Raw genomic sequence first — 18,513 nt, forward strand, 5'->3', positions numbered from 1 at the left:
CAGGAGACTCAACGGCAAGCGACGCGCCGGCCACGGCCCAGCCGGACGCCGACGGACCGACGAAGGTCCCGGCAGCCGTCACCTGGGGAGCGGTCGGCCTGCTGGGCGCAGGTGTCGCGGCGAGCGCTCTCGTGGCCCGTCGTCGACGGGAGCCCGGCGCGTCGTGACGGCTTCGGCGCTGACCCGTCCCGGGCTGGCTCGTGACCTGCACCCCCTGGCCTGGTGGGCCTGGGCGGTCGGTCTGGCCACGGCTGCGTCGCTGACCACCAACCCGCTGCTGCTCGTGCTGGTGATGGGGTCGGCGACGCTGGTGGTCATGGCTCGCCGGTCCGGACACCCGTTCGGCCGCTCGTTCCGCCTGTACGCCCTGCTCGCTGCGCTCACCGTCGTGCTGCGGGTGGTGTTCCGCATCCTCTTCGGCGGGCAGGAGGTCGGCCACGTGCTCCTCGACCTCCCCGAGATCCCGCTCCCCACGTGGGCGGCCGGGGTCCGGCTGCTCGGACCGGTGACCAGCGAGGCCCTGCTGGCCGGTCTGTACGACGGGCTGCGGCTCGCGGCGGTCATCCTGTGCGTCGGTGCCGCCAACTCGCTCGCCAACCCCAAGCGCCTGCTGGCCTCGGTGCCGCCGGCGCTCTACGAGATCGGCACGGCGCTCGTGGTCGCCGTGACGATCTTCCCCCAGCTGGCCGACAGCGCCCGCCGCGTACGGGCCGCGCAGGCGCTCAGGGGCGGGAGCACGACGGGCGTCGGTCGGCTCCGACGGTTCCTGGTGCCGGTGCTGGAGGACGCGCTCGAGCGGTCCCTGGCGCTCGCGGCAGGCATGGACACCCGCGGCTACGGCCGCTCCGGCGGCGCGTCCCCTCGGGAGCGGTGGGTGACCGGGTCCCTGCTCCTCCTCGCCCTCACCGGCATCTGCGTCGGCACGTACGCCTGGCTCGACCCCACCGCGCCCCGGGTCCTGGCCGTCCCCATGCTGGGCGCGGGCGTGTTGGTCGCGGTGCTCGGCCTCGTCAGCGCGGGACGCCGGGTGCAGCGCACCCGCTACCGGCCCGACCCGTGGCGCGCGCCGGAGCTGGTCACCGTCGGCACCGGTCTGGTCGTGGCGGTGCTCGGCTGGTGGGTCGCCCACACCCAGGTCGTCGTCGCCTACCCGGGCGTCGACGTCGCCCCGTACCTCTCGCCCCTCGCGCTCCTGGTCGGCGTGATCGGCACCCTGCCCGCCGTGGCGACGCCGGTCCCGGCGAGCGCCCCGGTCCGGCGGGAGGCGATCGCATGATCGAGCTGCGCGGGATCGGCTTCCACTACGACCGGGAGGTCGTGCTCAGCGGGGTCGACCTCACCCTCGAGGAGGGTGAGCTGGTGCTCGTGTCCGGCCGTACGGGCGTGGGCAAGTCGACCCTCCTCGGCGTGGTCACCGGGCTCGTGCCCCGCTTCACCGGCGGCGTGCTGACCGGTGAGGTGCTGCTCGAGGGGCGGAGCATCGTGGAGCAGCCGCCGCGCGAGCGCGCCCACCTCGTCGGCTACGTCGGCCAGGACCCGCTGGCGGGGTTCGTCGCCGACACCGTCGAGGAGGAGCTCGCCTACGGGATGGAGCAGCTCGGCACCGCTCCCGAGACGATGCGCCGGCGCGTGGAGGAGACCCTCGACCTGCTCGGCATCGCCGACCTGCGCGCGCGTGACCTGCGTACGCTCTCCGGCGGCCAGCAGCAGCGGGTCGCGATCGGGGCGGTGCTCACCACCCACCCGCGGGTGCTCGTGCTCGACGAGCCGACCTCCGCGCTCGACCCGACGGCCGCGGAGGACGTCCTCGCGACGATCACCCGCCTCGTGCACGACCTGGGCCTGACCGTCCTGCTGGCCGAGCATCGCCTGGAGCGGGTCGTGCCCTTCGCCGACCGGATCTGCCTCGTCACGGGCGACGGCGGTGTCCGCGTCGGCGATCCGCGGTCGGTCCTCGCCGACTCACCCGTCGCGCCTCCTCTGGTCGAGCTCGGTCGCCTCGCCGGGTGGCACCCCCTCCCGCTCACGGTGCGCGACGCCCGCCGGCACGCACGTACGCTCCCGGACCTGCCGGCCCCGGACCCGGCCCCGGACCCGGCCCCGGACCAAGCTGCAGCACCCGGGGCGGACCCGTTGGTCGTGGCCCGCGGCGTCACCGTCGTGCACGGTCGCCACGTCGCCGTCCGCGACGTCGACCTGACCCTGACGTCGGGGCGCACCACCGTGCTGATGGGCCGCAACGGGTCGGGCAAGTCGAGCCTGATCTGGGCGCTCCAGGGCTCCGGGCGGCGACGCTCCGGCTCGATCGACGTCGCGGGGAGCGACCCCGCGGAGCTCGCGCCCGCCCAGCGGCGTACGCACGTCGGACTGGTCCCGCAGACCGCCGCGGACCTGCTCTACCTCGAGACGGTCGCCGACGAGTGCGCCGCAGCCGACCGCGGCGCGGAGGCGGCACCCGGCACCTGCCGCGACCTCCTCGACCGGCTCGCTCCGGGCATCGACGACGCGATCCACCCGCGCGACCTCTCCGAGGGCCAGCGCCTGGCGCTCGCGCTCTCCGTCGTGCTCACGGCGCGGCCCCCCGTGGTGCTCCTCGACGAGCCGACCCGCGGACTGGACTATGCCGGCAAGGCCGAGCTGGCCCGGATCGTCGGCGACCTCACGGCCGACCACCACGCGGTCCTGGTCGCCACGCACGACGTCGAGTTCGCCGCGCACGTCGCGGACGAGGTCGTGGTCATGGCCGAGGGGGAGGTCGTCTCCAGCGGACCGCCGCGTCGCGTGCTGGCGGAGTCGCCGTCCTTCGCGCCGCAGGTCACCAAGGTGCTCGGCGCGCCCTGGCTGGTCGTCGAGGAAGTCGCCGCGGCCATGGGCGGGGTCGCCCGGTGAACGCCGCCCTCCCCGTCGGCCCGCGCACCGCCGCGGTGCTCGTCCTGGCCTCGGCGGCCGGGCTGATGATGCTGTGCTGGCCGCTGCTGCTCGAGGCCGAGCCGGGCCAGCGTGTGGAGCCCCCCTTCGTCTTCCTCGCCCTGCTGCCGCTCGTGATGGTCGTCGTCCTCGCCGAGATGGGCGAGGGGGGCATGGACTCCCGGGTCCTGGCCGTCCTCGGGGTGCTGTCCGCGATCAACGCGGTGATGCGTGGCCTCGGTGCGGGCACGGCCGGCATCGAGCTGGTGTTCTTCCTGCTGGTCCTGGGCGGCCGCGTCTTCGGGGCCGGGTTCGGCTTCGTGCTGGGCTGCACGTCCCTGTTTGCCTCCGCCCTGCTCACGGCGGGGGTCGGGCCGTGGCTCCCCTTCCAGATGATCTGCGCGGCGTGGGTGGGGATGGGCGCCGGCCTGCTGCCGCGCCGGGTCGGCGGCCGCGCCGAGATCGCGATGCTGGCCGCCTACGCGGTCGTCGCCTCCTACCTCTACGGCCTGCTGATGAACCTCAGCTCCTGGCCGTTCGCCCTCGGCATCGTGGTGCCCGGGCACGAGGGCTCGCTGGCGTACGTCGCGGGTGCGCCGGTGCTCGAGAACGCGCACCGCTTCCTCGTCTACACCCTGCTGACCTCGACCGGCGGCTGGGACACCGGCCGCGCGATCACGACCGCCGTCGCGATCGTGGTCCTGGGCCCGGCGATCCTCACGACCCTGCGCCGCGCGGCGCGGCGCGCGGTCGTACGCCCCGGCTCACCGGTCACGGCCGGACCAGGATGATCCGGTCGTCCACCGGAGTGAGGGCGCCGCGGCCGTCCTGGTTCGAGGTGGTGAGCCAGAGCAGCCCGTCGGGCGCGGTGGCCACGGTGCGCAGCCGGCCGTAGTCCTCGGTGAAGTACGCCGTCGGCCGGGACGCCTTGCCGTCGCCCGAGACCCGGATCCGCCACAGCCGCTGGCCGCGGAGCCCGGCCATCCAGAGGTGCCCGTCGGCGTACGCCAGCCCGCTCGGTGAGGCCTGTTCGACCGGCCAGACGAGCTGGGGGTCGATGAGCTCCGGGCCGCCGCCCGTGCCCTCGACGCGGGGCCAGCCGTAGTTGCCGCCCTTCTCGATGAGGTTGAGCTCGTCCCACTCGGAGGCGCCGAACTCGGAGGCCCAGAGCCGGTCCTCGTCGTCCCAGGCGAGGCCCTGCACGTTGCGGTGGCCGAGCGACCAGACGGGGGAGTCGGGGTCGGGGTTGCCGGGAGCGGGGTCGCCGTCAGCGGTGATCCGGAGGATCTTCCCGGCCAGGCTGTCCGGGTCCTGGGCCAGCTCGGGGTCGCCGGTCTCGCCCGTGGTCACGTAGAGGTGGCCGTCCGGGCCGAAGGCGATGCGTCCGCCGTCGTGGATGAAGCCCGCCGGGATGCCGTCGAGGACGACGCTGGCCGCGCCGAGCCGCGAGCCCTCGAGCCGGGCCCTGACGACGCGGTTGTCGGTGTCGGTGGTGAGGTAGAGGAACACCGTCCGGTCAGTCGCGAAGTCAGGGGACACGGCGACGCCGAGCAGGCCCGCCTCGCCCTGCGGGACCGCGGCGGTGATCGCGCCGAGGAGGCTCACCCGGCCGTCGGCGGTGACGCGCAGGACGCGCCCGGAGTTGCGTTCGGTGACCACGGCTGCGCCGTCGGGGAGGAAGTCGACGCCCCACGGCACCTCGAGGCGGTCGACGAGCGTGCCGACCGCCTGCGGGTCGCGGTTGCTCGTGGGTTGGCTGGGCGTCGTCTCGGCGGGCGTGGTCTCGCTGGAAGAGGTCTCGCTGGGTGTGGGCTGGCTGGGCAGGTCGGTCGGCTGGGTCACCCGCGGGATCGGTTCGGCGGTGTCGCCCGCGCAGCCGGAGACGGCGAGCGCCAGGGCCAGCGACCCGAGGACCAGTCTCATGTCGCCAGTGTGCCCGGTGCGGCCGAACGGTCCTCGTCGCCGTGACGGCCGGGCGGCTCGCCGGGCGTCGAGCCGGACCGGGTCGCCCCGATCGACGCCGCGACGACGCACGCGATGGCCAGCCACTGCACCGGTGAGAGGTGCTCCTGGAGCACGACGATGGCGGCCAGCGCCGCGGCAGCCGGCTCGAGGCTCATCAGGATCCCGAACACCGCGGGTCGCAGGCTGCGCAGGGCGACGAGCTCGCAGCTGTAGGGGATGACCGAGCTGAGCAGGCCGACGAGCGCACCGATGAGGAGGATGCGACCGTCCCACAGCGACGTACCGGCGCTCAGCAGTGCCGGCGTCGTCATCGCGAACGCGGCGACGATGCTCGCCACCGCGAGCCCGTCGAAGCCCTCCCATCGTCGACCGGTGCTCGCGCTGAGCAGGATGTACGCCGCCCAGGCCGCACCGGCCAGCAGGGCGTACAGGACGCCGAGCGGATCGAGTCCGGTGCGCTGGAATCCGAGGAGTGCGACGCCGATGCCCGCCAGCAGCACCCAGACCAGGTCGCGGGCGCGTCGCGAGCCCAGCACGGCCAGCGTGAGAGGGCCGATGAACTCGATGGTGACCGCGATGCCGAGCGGGATGCGGGAGAAGGACTGGTAGATGGCCCAGTTCATGGTGGCGAGGCTGGCGCCGAAGCCGAGGACGACCAGCCAGTCGTGACGGGTCCGTCCGCGCAGCCGCGGCCGGACGACGGCAGCCAGCACGAGGGCACTGGTGGCCAGGCGCAACCAGACCATCGCGGTGGGGGAGATCTCGCCGAAGAGCCCCTTGGCGATCGCGGCACCGATCTGGACCGACAGGATGCCGACGAGGACCAGGCCGACGGGGCCGAGCACGTCCCGGCTGGCTCGCGTGGTCACCGCCTCACCCTATTCAGCCGCGCGTCTGCCCCCGCCGCCGGTCTCGTCGCCGGTCTCGCCGCCGGTCTCGGCGAGGCTCTCCAGCGCACGGCGGGCGTGCCGTGCCTCCGCGGCGAAGTAGTCCAGCCCCCAGTCCGCGACCAGCGAGGGAAAGCGGAACGGCTCGCCGAGTCCGTCTGCGCCGCGCAGCGACTCGCGGACCTCGGCGAGGTCGTGGAGGGCCTGGTCGAGCTCGGTGAGGTAGTCGTGCAGCATCCGCCGTGACTGCTCCGGCTCTGTCGCGTGCCCGACCAGCAGGCGGAGCAGGACGGTGTGCTTGAGGACCGGGAAGCCCGCCGGGGTCTCGTCCATCCAGTTCCGCAGGGCGTCCTGGCCGGCCGCGGTGATGGCGTACGTCGTGACGTCCCGTCCGCCGTCGGCGCGGGAGTCGGCCCGCACCAGCCCGTGGTCGGCGAGGCGGCGCAGCTCGGTGTAGATCTGGCTCATCGCGGGCGACACCCAGTAGAAGCGGAGCGTGACATCGGCGCGCTGCTTGATCTCGTACCCCGTCAGCTCGTCGCCGAAGGTGAGGAGGCCGAGGATCGCGTAACCGGTGACCGGGATGTCTTGACTCATCTCGGTCCGAGAGTAGTGTTCCTAATCGGAATAGTCTCGTTTCTCCAGCGCCGGGAGGCCCGATGTCGCGCACTCTGCTCATGGTCGGCACCCGCAAGGGCATGTGGCTCGGGACCTCGGACGAGACTCGCTCGTCGTGGGAGTGGACCGGGCCGCACTTCCCGATGGAGGAGGTCTACTCCGCCATGATCGACACCCGCGGCACGACTCCTCGCCTGCTCGCCGGTGCGTCGTCGAGCTGGCTCGGCCCTCAGGTCTGGCGGTCAGACGACCTCGGCGCCTCGTGGGACGAGACCCCCAACGGCGCGGCACGCTTCCCCGAGGACACCGGCGCCACGCTTGCCCGGGTCTGGCAGCTCCAGCCCGGGCTCTCCGACGACGGCGGCAGCGACGTGGTGTGGGCCGGGACCGAGCCCGGCGCAGTCTTCCGCTCGACGGACCGGGGCGAGACCTTCTCGCTCGTGCGGGGGCTCTGGGACCACCCGCACCGGGAGGAGTGGAACGAGGGCTTCGGCGGTCAGGCGTTCCACACGATCCTGCCCCACCCCTCAGACCCCTCGCGGGTGCTCGCGGCGCTCTCGACGGGCGGTGTCTACGTCACCAGCGACGGCGGAGAGAGCTGGTCGCCGTCGAACACCGGCGTGAAGGCCGAGTTCTTCCCCGGCGAGCGCAACTACCCCGAGTTCGGCCAGTGCGTGCACAAGGTGGCTCGTGACGCTGTCGACCCCGAACGGCTCTACCTGCAGAACCACGGCGGGGTCTACCGCTCCGACGACGGCGGCGCATCGTGGCAGGACATCGCCCCCGGCCTCCCGACCGAGTTCGGGTTCGCCATGGTGGCCCACCCGCACCGCGCCGACACGGCGTACAACTTCCCCATCACCGGTGCGGAGGCCCGGTGGCCGGTGGACGGCAAGGCCCGTGTGTACCGCACGACGGACGCCGGGTCCTCCTGGGAGCCCCTGGGTGAAGGGGTGCTCCCCGACGGCTACTACACCGCGGTCATGCGCGACGCGATGTGCGTCGACGACCACGACGAGGTCGGCCTGTACTTCGGTGGCCGCAACGGCGGAGTCTGGGCGTCGCCGGACGAGGGCGCGACCTGGCGTGAGATCCACAAGGACCTGCCGGACGTGCTCGTCGTCCGGGCGGCCAGGGTCTAGCGCGCGCACATGGTCGACTTCTCGCTCTCCCGCACCACGCGCATCCACGCGGATCCTGCAACCGTGCACGCGCTCGTCGACGACTTCCGGGAGTGGCAGAAGTGGTCGCCATGGGAGGGCCTGGACCCCGACCTCCGACGCGAGTACTCCGGTCCGGACCACGGGGTCGGGTCGACGTACCGCTGGTCGGGCAACAAGAAGGCCGGCGAGGGCGAGATGCGGATCACCACGTCGACACCGGCCGCCGTCGTGGTCGACCTCGAGTTCCTGAAGCCCTTCAAGGCCACCAACATCACGACCTTCACCCTCACTGAGGTGGGAGAAGCCACCGAGGTCACCTGGACGATGACCGGCACACGCAGCGCGATCATGTCCCTCGCAGGCAAGCTCTTCTTCGACAAGGCGATCGGCAGCGACTTCGAGAAGGGGCTGGCTGCGCTGAAGCAGGAGGCAGAGCGGTCTGCTGGCCAGCGTCCTTGACGCTCCCTTGCCCGTGAGTCTCTGAGGGACTCACGGTCCGCGCGGGCCTCTGCCGTGGCCCCTTGCCGGCGAGTCTGTGGGCGACTCATGGGCAAGGGTGGCTGGCGCCTTCGCGCGCGGGAGGGGCTGGCGGTGCCGAGAGGGGGCCGTGAAGTGTCCACAGGCGCTGCCCGGGCGGCGTGTGCGGGGTGGGTGTGGATGACGGGTGCGGGGTGTCGGTCGTGGGGCGTGGGATGGGGGTACGAGGCGCCCCGACGGGCGGGGGCCGTGCACCGAGAGGGTGGAGCGAGCGTGAGCGAGGAGAACGGGGACGACAAGCGCCGGGACGAGCGTGGGGACGAGCGTGGGGACGAGCGTGGGGCCGAGCCGGTCGGCGCGCCGGTGGGTGGGCCGGAGCGGGATGCGATGGTGAACTGGTCCGAGGCCGAGCGGGAGTGGTGGTGGATGGGGCCGTTCGCGGGCCGGGTGCCGGGGCTGGTGCGTCGGGTCAGACGGATCCTGGATGTCTCGCAGCGGGGGCTGGCGGCGTTGTTGGGGGTCTCGCAGTCGGTGGTGGCGCGGTGGGAGACCGGTCGGACGAGTCCGCGGGCTCGGGTGGTGCAGGAGATGCTGCAGCTGGCGGGGCTGCGGGTGGGGTTCAGTGATGCGGAGACCGGGCAGCGGGTGGAGCCGATGCGTGCCGATGGGGCGCGTACGCATGCGGGGAGCCGGTTCCCCGCGCACGTGGACCTGCGGGCGCGGGGGTGGTGGTTGCCGCGCCGGTTGCGGGCGATGACCTCGATCGAGGCGTGGCAGTGGCTGGATCGCTCACGTGAGCTGCGTGATCCCGCGATCGGGTTCTGCCTGTCACCGCACGACAAGCACCACGAGCGGCAGCGGTGGGGTGTCCCGGTCGACCATCCGGCCGTGCACCAGTTCGCCGCCGAGGTCGAGTGGCGCGACGAACAGCGCGAACGACGACGCCAGGAGATACGACGCCAGGAGATCCGACGCCGCCGCACCGGCTGACCGACCGGACGTGGCGAGCGGGTGAGACGCAGGGGACCATCCGGGGGAGCGGCCACTAGCCTGACGCCATGACCCACGCAGCCGACGGACCCGACATCAAGCCCCGCAGCCGCGACGTCACCGACGGTCTCGAGAAGGCCGCCGCGCGCGGGATGCTCCGCGCGGTGGGCATGGGTGACGACGACTGGGAGAAGCCGCAGATCGGCGTTGCTTCCAGCTGGAACGAGATCACGCCGTGCAACCTCTCGCTGGACCGGCTCGCGAAGGCCGTGAAGAACGGCGTGCACGCGGCGGGCGGGTTCCCGCTGGAGTTCGGCACGATCTCGGTCTCCGACGGCATCTCCATGGGCCACGAGGGCATGCACTTCTCGCTGGTCAGCCGTGAGGTGATCGCCGACTCGGTGGAGACGGTGATGATGGCCGAGCGGCTCGACGGGTCCGTTCTTCTCGCAGGCTGTGACAAGTCGCTCCCCGGCATGCTCATGGCCGCGGCCCGCCTCGACCTGGCGAGCGTCTTCCTCTACGCGGGGACGATCATGCCCGGTCAGGTCGACGGCAAGGACGTCACGATCATCGACGCGTTCGAGGCTGTCGGCGCCTGCCTGGCCGGCAAGATCACGCGCGAGAAGGTCGACGAGATCGAGCGGGCGATCTGTCCCGGCGAGGGTGCCTGCGGCGGGGCGTACACCGCCAACACGATGGCCAGCGTCGCCGAGGCGCTCGGCATGTCGCTGCCCGGCTCGTCGTCGCCGCCGGCGGTGGACCGCCGCCGCGACGGCTTCGCCCACAAGTCGGGCGAGGCTGTCGTCGGGATGCTGCGCCAGGGCATCACCGCGCGCCAGATCATGACCCGGCCCGCCTTCGAGAACGCCATCGCGATGGCGATGGCTCTCGGCGGCTCGACCAACGCCGTCCTGCACCTGCTCGCGATCGCGCGTGAGGCCGAGGTCGACCTCACGCTCGACGACTTCACCCGCATCGGCCGGAAGGTCCCGCACCTGGCGGACATGAAGCCGTTCGGCCGGTTCGTCTGGACCGACTTCGACCGGGTGGGGGGCATCCCGGTGCTGCTGCGCGCACTGCTCGACGCCGGGCACCTGCACGGCGACGTCCTCACCTGCACGGGCAAGACGATGGCGGAGAACCTCGCCGCCCTCGACCCGAAGCCCCTCGACGGCGAGATCCTGCGCCAGCTCGACCGGCCGATCCACGCCACGGGCGGGCTGACGATCCTCAAGGGCTCGCTGGCCCCCGAGGGCGCGGTCGTCAAGAGCGCCGGGTTCGACGACTCGACGTTCACCGGCACCGCCCGCGTCTTCGACGGCGAGCGCAAGGCCCTCGACGCCCTGGGCGAAGGCGCGATCCAGGCAGGTGACGTCGTGGTGATCCGCTACGAGGGCCCCAAGGGCGGCCCCGGCATGCGCGAGATGCTGGCGATCACCGGCGCGATCAAGGGCGCCGGCCTGGGCAAGGACGTCCTGCTCATCACCGACGGCCGGTTCTCGGGAGGCACGACCGGACTCTGCGTCGGCCACATCGCGCCCGAGGCGAGCGACGGCGGTCCGATCGCGTTCCTCCGCGACGGTGACCAGATCACCCTCGACGTGGCCAACATGACCCTCGACGTCCACGTCGACGAGGCCGAGCTGGCCGCCCGCGCGGAGGGCTGGGAGCCGCTGCCGCCGAAGTACACCCGCGGCGTCCTCGGCAAGTACCGCAAGGTCGTGCAGTCGGCGGCCCACGGCGCGGTCTGCTACTGACGTACGCCCGGTCCTGGTCAGGTGGGGGAACGGTCGGCGGATAGGTTGCCGTGGTGACCAACCCGATCCAGTCCGGCCCGATCCAGTCCGGCCCGATCCAGTCCGGCGCCGAGCAGCTCGACGCCGCCGACCCCCTCGCCCGGTTCCGGGAGCGGTTCGTCGGCGCCGGCACCGACCTCGTGTACTTCGACGGCAACTCGCTGGGGCGTCCCGTCGCGGCCGCCGCCGACCGCCTCGGCGAGTTCGTCCGGCAGGACTGGGGCGGCCGGCTGATCCGGGGCTGGGACGAGAGCTGGATGGAGCTGCCGACCCGCCTGGGCGACGACCTCGGCCGGGTCACCCTCGGTGCGGCGGCCGGCCAGACCGCCGTCGGCGACTCGACCACCGTCTGGCTCTACAAGCTGATGCGCGCCGCCGTCGACCACGCCGTACGCACCGACCCGGGCCGTACCGAGATCGTGATCGACACCGACAACTTCCCGACCGACCGCTACGTCGCGGAGGGGATCGCCGCCGAGCGCGGCCTGACCCTCAGGTGGATCGAGGTCGACACGTCCGCGGGAGTCACCGCCGACCAGCTCACCGACGCCGTCGGCGAGCGCACCGCGCTCGTCGTGCTCAACCACGTCGCCTACCGGTCCGCGTGGCTCGCCGACGTCCCGGAGCTCACCCGCATCGCGCACGCCGCGGGCGCGCTCGTCCTCTGGGACCTGTGCCACTCCGCCGGGGCGGTCCCGGTCGCGCTCGACGAGTGGGACGTCGACCTGGCCGTCGGCTGCACCTACAAGTACCTCAACGGCGGTCCCGGCTCGCCGGCCTTCGGCTACGTCAACGCCCGCCTCCAGGGCCAGCTCACGCAGCCGATCCAGGGCTGGATGGGCCACGCCGACCCGTTCCTCATGGGGCCGGGCTACACGCCCGCGCCGGGGATGCGGAGGTTCATCTCCGGCACGCCGCCGATCCTCGGCATGGTCGCGATGCAGAGCATGCTGGAGCTCGTCGAGGAGGCCGGCATCGACGCGATCCGCGCCAAGTCCGTCGCGCTCACGTCGTACGCGGTCGAGCTCGCAGACGCGACGCTGCCCGAGGTCACCCTCGCCTCGCCCCGTGACCCGGCGCTCCGCGGTGGCCACGTGACGCTCCACCACGACCGGATGCGCGAGGTCACCGCCCGGCTGTGGCAGCGCGACGTGATCCCCGACTACCGCGACCCGGGCGGCCTCCGCATCGGGCTCTCACCGTTGTCCACGTCGTTCGACGAGGTCGAGCGCGGCATCGCCGCCGTGGCGGAGGCGCTGCGATGAGCGCCGCGACGCCCCGCACCAACGAGCACGGCCAGCGGATCGGACGCCCGGTCGACTGGACGCCCGCCACCGCGCCCGGCCGGACGACCGTCCTGGAGGGCGTCGGCGTACGCCTCGAGCCGATCGGCCCGCAGCACGTCGACGACCTGTTCACCGCGCTGTGCGGCGAGGACGACGAGCCGATCTGGACCTACCTGTCGTGGGAGCGGCCGCGCGCCCGCGACGAGATGGCCGCGATCGTCGACGCCGCTGCGGACGCCCCCGACCGGGTGATGTTCGCGATCGTGGCCCGGGAGACCGGCCGCGCGGTCGGCTTCTGCTCGCTGATGCGCATCGACCCGGCGATGGGCTCGATCGAGGTCGGCCAGATCGCCTACGGCCGCCAGCTCCAGCGCAGCCGCGCCGCGACCGAGGCGATGGCGCTGCTGGCGCGCCACGTCTTCGACGACCTCGGCAACCGCCGTTACGAGTGGAAGTGCGACAGCCTCAACGCGGCGTCGCGCCGGGCGGCGATCCGGCTCGGCTTCATCTGGGAAGGCCGCTTCCGCAACGCCCTCGTCCACAAGGGACGCAACCGCGACACCGACTGGTTCTCGATCACCGACAGCGAGTGGCCCCGGGTCCGCAAGGCCCTCGACGACTGGCTCGACGAGCGCAACTTCGACGACATGGGGCGCCAGCGCGTACGCCTCGCAGCCCGCCCGCCCGCACCTGACCAGCACGTCGACCAGCAGGAGGCCTGAGATGGACCAGCGCGTCAGCTTCATCACCCTCGTGGTGACCGACCTCGACCTGACCCGCCGCTTCTACGTCGACGGGCTGGGGTGGGAGCCCGAGGTCGACGTGCCGGGGGAGGTGCTGATGTTCCGGGTCGCCGAGAAGGTCGTGCTGAGCCTGTGGGTCGAGACGGGCTTCGCGGCCGAGGTCGGCCACGCACCGGCCCGCGGCGGCACGCCACCCGTCACCCTGTCGCACAACGTCGCTACAACGCAGGGCGTCGACACCGTCCTCGAGCAGGCCCGCGCGGCGGGTGCCTCGCACGTCGGCGAGGCGAGCGAGCGCGACTGGGGCGGCTACTCCGGCTACTTCGCCGACCCCGACGGATTCCGCTGGGAAGTCGCCTACAACCCCGGCGAGATCGGGCAGTCCGTACTCCCGTGAGCACCCCCGACACGACCCAGGTCCCTGGGCAGGTCCCCAGCTGGGACGACTACTTCCTCGGCATCGCCGTCGCCGTCGCCGCGCGGGCCAAGTGCACGCGCCGGCGCGTCGGCGCGGTCCTCACCATCGACCACCGGATCATCGCGACCGGCTACAACGGGGCCGCCCCTGGCGAGGACGACTGCCTGGCGGGAGCGTGCCCGCGCGGCCAGCTCGGGTACGACGACGTGCCCGGGCTCGGCGACTACGACCGGCCGGGCACTCCGGGGTTCTGCATCGCGATCCACGCGGAGGTCAACGCGCTGCTCTTCGCGACCCGCGACACCAAGGACGCGACGGCGTACATCACCGACCCGCCCTGTCCGGGGTGCCGCAAGGCGCTGGCGGCGGCCGGCGTGGTGCGCGCGGTCTGGCCCGGGGGCGAGCACGACCGCGAGGGCCTCACCTCCTGGGCCTGACCCAGACCAGCTCGCCGGCCTCCCACATCGCCAGGGCCACGGGCACCAGGCTCGTCATCGCCTCGGACGGCGAGAGCCCCGCCAGGTCGTCGGCGTGCTCGGAGCCGTACGCCTGGCCGGCCGCGTTGTTGTGCTCGTCGACGCGCGAGTCGCGAAGGCGGGGGCTCGAGGACTCCTGCGCCGCCGCGATCGAGCGCGCCGCGTCGACCCCGAAGCGCGCGGTGAGCGCGGCCTGCCACAGGAAGTGCCGCAGGGCGTTGCTGCGCCCGGGCACGCCACGCCCGTGGGTGGCGGCGGCGGAGAGGGCGGCCTGCGAGATCCGCAGGACCTCGACCGCGCCGGCCGGTCCGAGGCCGACCCGGATGGCCGCAGCGTAGAGCCGCGGCACGCCGGTGCCTGCATGGATGGCCTGCTGGACCACGTCACCGAAACCCATGGACACAGACTGTCAGAATCAGTCCATGGCTCCACCACTCCGCTTCCCACGCCCCCTCCGTCCGGGTGATCGCATCGGCGTGACGTCGCCGTCGGCGGGCGTGTCCGGCGCCGCCGAGGCGCGGATCGACTTCTGCGTCGAGTGGCTGCGCGGACGCGGGTACGACGTGGAGGTGGGGGAGTGCATGGACGGCACCGGCCTGACCTCGGCCCCTGCCGAGGAGCGGGCGGCCGAGCTGACCCGGATGCTGGCCGATCCGGCCATCGCCTGCGTGGTGCCGCCGTGGGGCGGCGAGACGGCGATCGACCTGGTGGACCTGCTGGACTGGGACGCCCTCGCCGCTGCCGAGCCGACGTGGCTCGTCGGCTTCTCCGACCTCACGACCGTGATGCTGCCCATCACCACCCGCCTGGGGTGGGCGACCCTGCACGGTGACAACCTCGCCGACACGCCGTACGCCGTCCCCGACGGGCTGCTGCACTGGCTCGAGCTGGTGAGCGGTGCCGGCCCGTTCGTCCAGCGCGGGTCCGGCGTCGTCGCCGACTGGTGGCGCTTCGAGGAGGACCCGCGTGCGACGACGTGGAAGCACGTGGGCGCGGGAGCCTGGGAGGTCCACGGCGGCGGCAGCCTCGACGCCACCGGCCGGCTCATCGGCGGTTGCATCGAGACCATCGCCCACCTCGCCGGCACGCCGTACGGCGACGTGCGGGCGTGGGCCGACTGGCTGGGCGAGCCGACCATCGTCTACGTCGAGGCGTGCGAGGACCATGCGGTCGACATCTGCCGCTACCTCCACGGCATGCGGCTCGCCGGGTGGTTCGACCGCGCCGCGGCCGTGCTGGTCGGCCGGACGAACGCCCCCGACCACCCGGAGCTGACGCAGCGCGAGGCGGTGCTCGACGCGCTCGGTCGCCTCGACCTGCCGATCGTGTGGGACCTCGAGATCGGGCACGTGCCTCCCCACCTGCCGCTCGTCAACGGGGCGCTGGCCAGGGTCCTCGTCGACGGCGACACCCGGCAGGTCACCCAGACCCTGGCCTGACGGGTAGCCGCTGTCGGTGGGCCGTGGCAGTGTCGTCCTCATGAGCGATCCGGACCCGAAGACCAGGCTCACCCACGACCAGATCCTCGCGGCGGGCCTCGACGACTGGCGCAAGGTCCTCAACGGGCTGCGTGCCCGCTTCCGCACGGGCGACTTCGCCACCGGCGTCGCCCTCGTGGACAGGATCGGCGCGGCGGCCGACGAGGCCGACCACCACCCGGACGTCTCGCTGACCTACCCCGAGGTGATCGTGACGCTGTCGAGCCACGACGTCGGCGGCATCACCAGCCGCGACGTCGACCTGGCCCGGCAGATCAGCGGCTTCGCAGCCGAGCTGGGCGCGACGGCGGACGTGTCCGGGCTGACGCAGGTCGAGCCCGGGCTCGACACCGCGGACGGCGCGAGGCTGGCTCCGTTCTACGCCGCCCTGATCGGCGGCGAGGTGCAGGGCGGCGAGCCCGTCGACCCCAGCGGCCAGGTGTCCACGCTGTGGTTCCAGCAGCCCGCCGCGAGCGAGGACGACGTCGGACCGGTGCTGCCCGAGCAGGACCACGAGCAGCGCTGGCACCTCGACGTGTGGGTGCCGCACGACGAGGCGGAGCGGCGGCTGCAGGCCGTCCTCGACGCCGGCGGGCGACTCGTCAGCGACGCGGAGGCGCCGTCCTACTGGGTCGTCGAGGACGCCGACGGCAACCGCTCCTGCATCTGCACCCCGCTCGACCGCGGGTGACAAAGCCACCGAACTGCCACATTCCGAGACGGCTGTTCCACATCCTGGGACGCCTGTCACACTCGCTTGACGCCGGACCGTCCCGGCGGCGACGGTTGTCGCATGCGCACCGAGATTCTTGTACGCACGCGACGCGTGAGCTGAGGCCCCCGGCCGAATGCACGCGCGTCACCCCTCGTCGCCCACCGGGCCGAGGGGCTTTTTTATGGGCTCAGTTGGTGGACAGCCAGACGCAGGAGAGAAGGACATGACGGAGCAGGGCGGACAGGGCAGCGGATCGGTCACGGGCGCGCAGAGCCTGGTGACGTCCCTCGAGGCGGCCGGCGTCACGGACATCTTCGGCATCCCGGGCGGCGCGATCCTCCCGGCGTACGACCCCCTCATGGACTCGACGCGGATCCGGCACATCCTGGTCCGCCACGAGCAGGGGGCCGGCCACGCCGCGCAGGGGTACGCCGCGGCGACCGGGCGGGTGGGCGTGTGCATGGCGACGTCGGGGCCGGGGGCGACCAACCTGGTCACGCCGCTGGCCGACGCGCACATGGACTCGGTGCCCCTGGTGGCCGTGACCGGACAGGTCGGCGCCTCGATGATCGGCACCGACGCCTTCCAGGAGGCCGACATCCGCGGCATCACGATGCCGATCACCAAGCACAACTTCCTCGTCACCGACCCCGCCGACATCCCGCGCACGATCGCCGAGGCCTTCCACATCGCCTCGACCGGTCGCCCCGGTCCGGTGCTCGTCGACGTGGCCAAGTCGGCCCTGCAGGCGCAGACCACGTACGCCTGGCCGAGCGAGCTCCACCTGCCCGGCTACCGGCCCGTGACGACGCCCCACGCCAAGCAGATCAAGGAGGCCGTGCGCCTGATCCGCGAGGCGAAGCGGCCCGTCCTCTACGTCGGCGGCGGCGTGATCCGCGCCCGCGCCGACCGTGAGCTCGCGCAGCTGGCCGCCCTGACGGGCATCCCGGTCGTGACCACGCTGATGGCGCGCGGGGCGTTCCCCGACAGCAATGCCCAGCACCTCGGCATGCCGGGCATGCACGGCACCGTCGCCGCGGTCGCCGGCCTGCAGAAGAGCGACCTGATCATCAGCCTCGGCGCCCGCTTCGACGACCGCGTCACCGGCAACCTCGACTCGTTCGCGCCCGGGGCCCTCGTCATCCACGCCGACATCGACCCGGCCGAGATCGGCAAGAACCGCCACGCGGACGTGCCGATCGTCGGCGACTGCAAGGAGGTCATCGCGCAGCTCGTCGCGCTCCTGCAGGCCGAGGGCGCCGACGGCGACTACGAGGCCTGGATCGCGTTCCTGGCGGGCGTCAAGAAGCAGTACGCGCTCGGCTACGACGCGCCGTCCGACGGCTCGCTGGCGCCGCAGTACGTCCTCGAGCGGCTCAGCGACATCGCCGGCCCCGACTCGATCTACGTCGCGGGCGTGGGCCAGCACCAGATGTGGGCCGCCCAGTTCGTCGGCTACGAGAAGCCCAACACCTGGATCAACTCCGGCGGCCTCGGCACGATGGGCTACGCCGTGCCGGCCGCCATGGGCGCCAAGGTCGGCATGCCCGACACCACCGTCTGGGCCGTCGACGGCGACGGCTGCTTCCAGATGACCAACCAGGAGCTGGCCACCTGCGCGATCAACGACATCCCGATCAAGGTCGCGATCATCAACAACGAGTCGCTCGGCATGGTGCGGCAGTGGCAGACGCTCTTCTACAACGAGCGCTACTCCAACACCGACCTGCACTCCAAGCGCATCCCCGACTTCGTCAAGCTCGCCGACGCCTACGGCTGCGTGGGCCTGGCGTGCGAGTCGCCCGGCGACGTGGACGCCACGATCGAGAAGGCGATGGCGATCGACGACCAGCCGGTCGTGGTGGACTTCCGCGTCCACCGTGACGCGATGGTGTGGCCGATGGTGGCCGCCGGCACGAGCAACGACGAGATCAAGTACGCACGGGACCTCGCGCCCCAGTTCGACGAGGACGACATCTGATGAACAAGCACACCCTGTCCGTGCTGGTGGAGAACAAGCCGGGCGTCCTCGCCCGGATCGCCAGCCTGTTCTCGCGGCGCGGGTTCAACATCGACAGCCTTGCCGTGGGCCCGACCGAGCACCCGGAGATCTCGCGGATGACCATCGTCGTCAACGTCGACGAGTCGCCGCTCGAGCAGGTCACCAAGCAGCTCAACAAGCTGGTCGAGGTCATCAAGATCGTCGAGCTCGACGGGCCCGGCTCGGTCAACCGGGAGCTGCTGCTGGTCAAGGTCCGTGCCGACGCGGCCAGCCGTGGTGCGGTGCTCGACGCCGTGCAGCTCTTCCGCGCGAAGGTCGTCGACGTGGCACCGGACGCCGTCACCATCCAGGCCGTCGGCAACGCCGCCAAGCTCGCCGACCTGCTGCGTGTGCTGGAGCCCTTCGGCATCCGTGAGCTCGTGCAGTCCGGCATGGTCGCGATCGGTCGCGGCTCGCGCTCCATCAGCGAGCGCCCGCAGCGCCCCGTCGCCGTGCCCGCTCCCGTGTCCGCCATCGCCACCTGACCCAGATCTCGACAAGCCGCTCTCGCGGCTACTCGATCAACGAGTGACACACCAACCCATGAAGG

At 72.6% G+C, this 18,513-nt stretch carries 19 protein-coding genes; 15 read left to right on the forward strand and 4 right to left on the reverse strand.

The genetic code is table 11. The features are described 5' to 3' along the window. Positions 1 to 163 precede the first annotated feature (163 nt). The 3 genes from AC57BS_RS06745 to AC57BS_RS06755 are packed head-to-tail and all read left to right on the forward strand — an operon-like array spanning position 164 to position 3,698. Positions 164 to 1,276: an energy-coupling factor transporter transmembrane component T family protein gene (locus AC57BS_RS06745; protein ID WP_496410669.1), complete on the forward strand. Its 1,113-nt coding sequence runs from the start codon at positions 164 to 166 to the stop codon at positions 1,274 to 1,276. After that, positions 1,273 to 2,889 (forward strand): ABC transporter ATP-binding protein, encoded by a 1,617-nt coding sequence (locus AC57BS_RS06750; RefSeq protein WP_496410670.1) that lies wholly within the window; start codon positions 1,273 to 1,275, stop codon positions 2,887 to 2,889. The genes AC57BS_RS06745 and AC57BS_RS06750 overlap by 4 nt, the downstream gene beginning before the upstream one ends. Next, positions 2,886 to 3,698 (forward strand): ECF transporter S component, encoded by an 813-nt coding sequence (locus AC57BS_RS06755; protein ID WP_496410671.1) that lies wholly within the window; start codon positions 2,886 to 2,888, stop codon positions 3,696 to 3,698. Before AC57BS_RS06750 ends, AC57BS_RS06755 begins: the two co-directional genes overlap by 4 nt. On the opposite strand, the gene AC57BS_RS06760 is transcribed toward AC57BS_RS06755, so the two are convergent. The 3 genes from AC57BS_RS06760 to AC57BS_RS06770 are packed head-to-tail and all read right to left on the reverse strand — an operon-like array spanning position 3,679 to position 6,356. Then, positions 3,679 to 4,830, reverse strand: a complete 1,152-nt coding sequence (locus tag AC57BS_RS06760) for a PQQ-dependent sugar dehydrogenase (protein WP_496410672.1) — start codon at positions 4,828 to 4,830, stop codon at positions 3,679 to 3,681. The genes AC57BS_RS06755 and AC57BS_RS06760 overlap by 20 nt on opposite strands. Further along, the gene (locus AC57BS_RS06765) at positions 4,827 to 5,741 is read right to left on the reverse strand and encodes an EamA family transporter (protein WP_496410673.1); all 915 of its coding nucleotides are present in this window, start codon (positions 5,739 to 5,741) and stop codon (positions 4,827 to 4,829) included. Before AC57BS_RS06765 ends, AC57BS_RS06760 begins: the two co-directional genes overlap by 4 nt. A gap of 9 nt (positions 5,742 to 5,750) precedes the next feature. After that, on the reverse strand, positions 5,751 to 6,356 hold the full coding sequence (locus tag AC57BS_RS06770; protein WP_496410674.1) for a PadR family transcriptional regulator: 606 nt from the start codon (positions 6,354 to 6,356) through the stop codon (positions 5,751 to 5,753). A gap of 62 nt (positions 6,357 to 6,418) precedes the next feature. Between AC57BS_RS06770 and AC57BS_RS06775 the strand changes: the two genes are divergently transcribed. The 8 genes from AC57BS_RS06775 (at position 6,419) to AC57BS_RS06810 (ending at position 13,690) form a co-directional block, all read left to right on the forward strand. After that, entirely contained in the window at positions 6,419 to 7,519 is a 1,101-nt protein-coding gene (locus AC57BS_RS06775; RefSeq protein ID WP_496410675.1) for a WD40/YVTN/BNR-like repeat-containing protein, read from the forward strand. Positions 7,520 to 7,528: 9 nt separating this feature from the next. Then, on the forward strand, positions 7,529 to 7,999 hold the full coding sequence (locus AC57BS_RS06780; RefSeq protein ID WP_496410676.1) for an SRPBCC family protein: 471 nt from the start codon (positions 7,529 to 7,531) through the stop codon (positions 7,997 to 7,999). Positions 8,000 to 8,290: 291 nt separating this feature from the next. Continuing rightward, positions 8,291 to 9,007: a helix-turn-helix domain-containing protein gene (locus AC57BS_RS06785; protein ID WP_496410677.1), complete on the forward strand. Its 717-nt coding sequence runs from the start codon at positions 8,291 to 8,293 to the stop codon at positions 9,005 to 9,007. Positions 9,008 to 9,075: 68 nt separating this feature from the next. Beyond that, the gene (ilvD, locus tag AC57BS_RS06790) at positions 9,076 to 10,767 is read left to right on the forward strand and encodes a dihydroxy-acid dehydratase (RefSeq protein ID WP_496410678.1); all 1,692 of its coding nucleotides are present in this window, start codon (positions 9,076 to 9,078) and stop codon (positions 10,765 to 10,767) included. Between the two features lie 53 nt (positions 10,768 to 10,820). After that, entirely contained in the window at positions 10,821 to 12,071 is a 1,251-nt protein-coding gene (gene kynU, locus AC57BS_RS06795; RefSeq protein ID WP_496410679.1) for a kynureninase, read from the forward strand. Continuing rightward, positions 12,068 to 12,814: a GNAT family N-acetyltransferase gene (locus tag AC57BS_RS06800; RefSeq protein ID WP_496410680.1), complete on the forward strand. Its 747-nt coding sequence runs from the start codon at positions 12,068 to 12,070 to the stop codon at positions 12,812 to 12,814. The genes kynU and AC57BS_RS06800 overlap by 4 nt, the downstream gene beginning before the upstream one ends. 1 nt (position 12,815) lies before the next feature. Further along, positions 12,816 to 13,232, forward strand: coding sequence for a VOC family protein (locus AC57BS_RS06805; protein WP_496410681.1), 417 nt, complete (start codon positions 12,816 to 12,818; stop codon positions 13,230 to 13,232). Beyond that, positions 13,229 to 13,690 (forward strand): deoxycytidylate deaminase, encoded by a 462-nt coding sequence (locus AC57BS_RS06810; protein ID WP_496410682.1) that lies wholly within the window; start codon positions 13,229 to 13,231, stop codon positions 13,688 to 13,690. The genes AC57BS_RS06805 and AC57BS_RS06810 overlap by 4 nt, the downstream gene beginning before the upstream one ends. Here AC57BS_RS06810 and AC57BS_RS06815 read toward each other — a convergent pair. Next, the gene (locus AC57BS_RS06815; protein ID WP_496410683.1) at positions 13,674 to 14,126 is read right to left on the reverse strand and encodes a DUF6973 domain-containing protein; all 453 of its coding nucleotides are present in this window, start codon (positions 14,124 to 14,126) and stop codon (positions 13,674 to 13,676) included. The genes AC57BS_RS06810 and AC57BS_RS06815 overlap by 17 nt on opposite strands. Before the next feature lie 25 nt (positions 14,127 to 14,151). On the opposite strand from AC57BS_RS06815, the gene AC57BS_RS06820 reads away from it, so the two are divergent. The 4 genes from AC57BS_RS06820 (at position 14,152) to ilvN (ending at position 18,448) form a co-directional block, all read left to right on the forward strand. Continuing rightward, positions 14,152 to 15,168: a S66 family peptidase gene (locus AC57BS_RS06820; RefSeq protein WP_496410684.1), complete on the forward strand. Its 1,017-nt coding sequence runs from the start codon at positions 14,152 to 14,154 to the stop codon at positions 15,166 to 15,168. A 40-nt stretch (positions 15,169 to 15,208) separates the two neighbouring features. Continuing rightward, a complete protein-coding gene (locus AC57BS_RS06825) occupies positions 15,209 to 15,898 on the forward strand; it encodes a 4a-hydroxytetrahydrobiopterin dehydratase (protein ID WP_496410685.1) in 690 nt (229 codons plus the stop codon). Positions 15,899 to 16,145: 247 nt separating this feature from the next. After that, positions 16,146 to 17,903 carry an acetolactate synthase large subunit gene (locus tag AC57BS_RS06830; RefSeq protein WP_496410686.1) on the forward strand — a complete coding sequence of 586 codons (1,758 nt, stop codon included), beginning with the start codon at positions 16,146 to 16,148 and terminating at the stop codon, positions 17,901 to 17,903. After that, positions 17,903 to 18,448, forward strand: a complete 546-nt coding sequence (ilvN, locus tag AC57BS_RS06835; RefSeq protein ID WP_496410687.1) for an acetolactate synthase small subunit — start codon at positions 17,903 to 17,905, stop codon at positions 18,446 to 18,448. The genes AC57BS_RS06830 and ilvN overlap by 1 nt, the downstream gene beginning before the upstream one ends. Positions 18,449 to 18,513: the final 65 nt, after the last annotated feature.

The sequence above is a fragment of the Nocardioides sp. BGA-UO-ETr-FS32 genome (assembly GCF_059567905.1).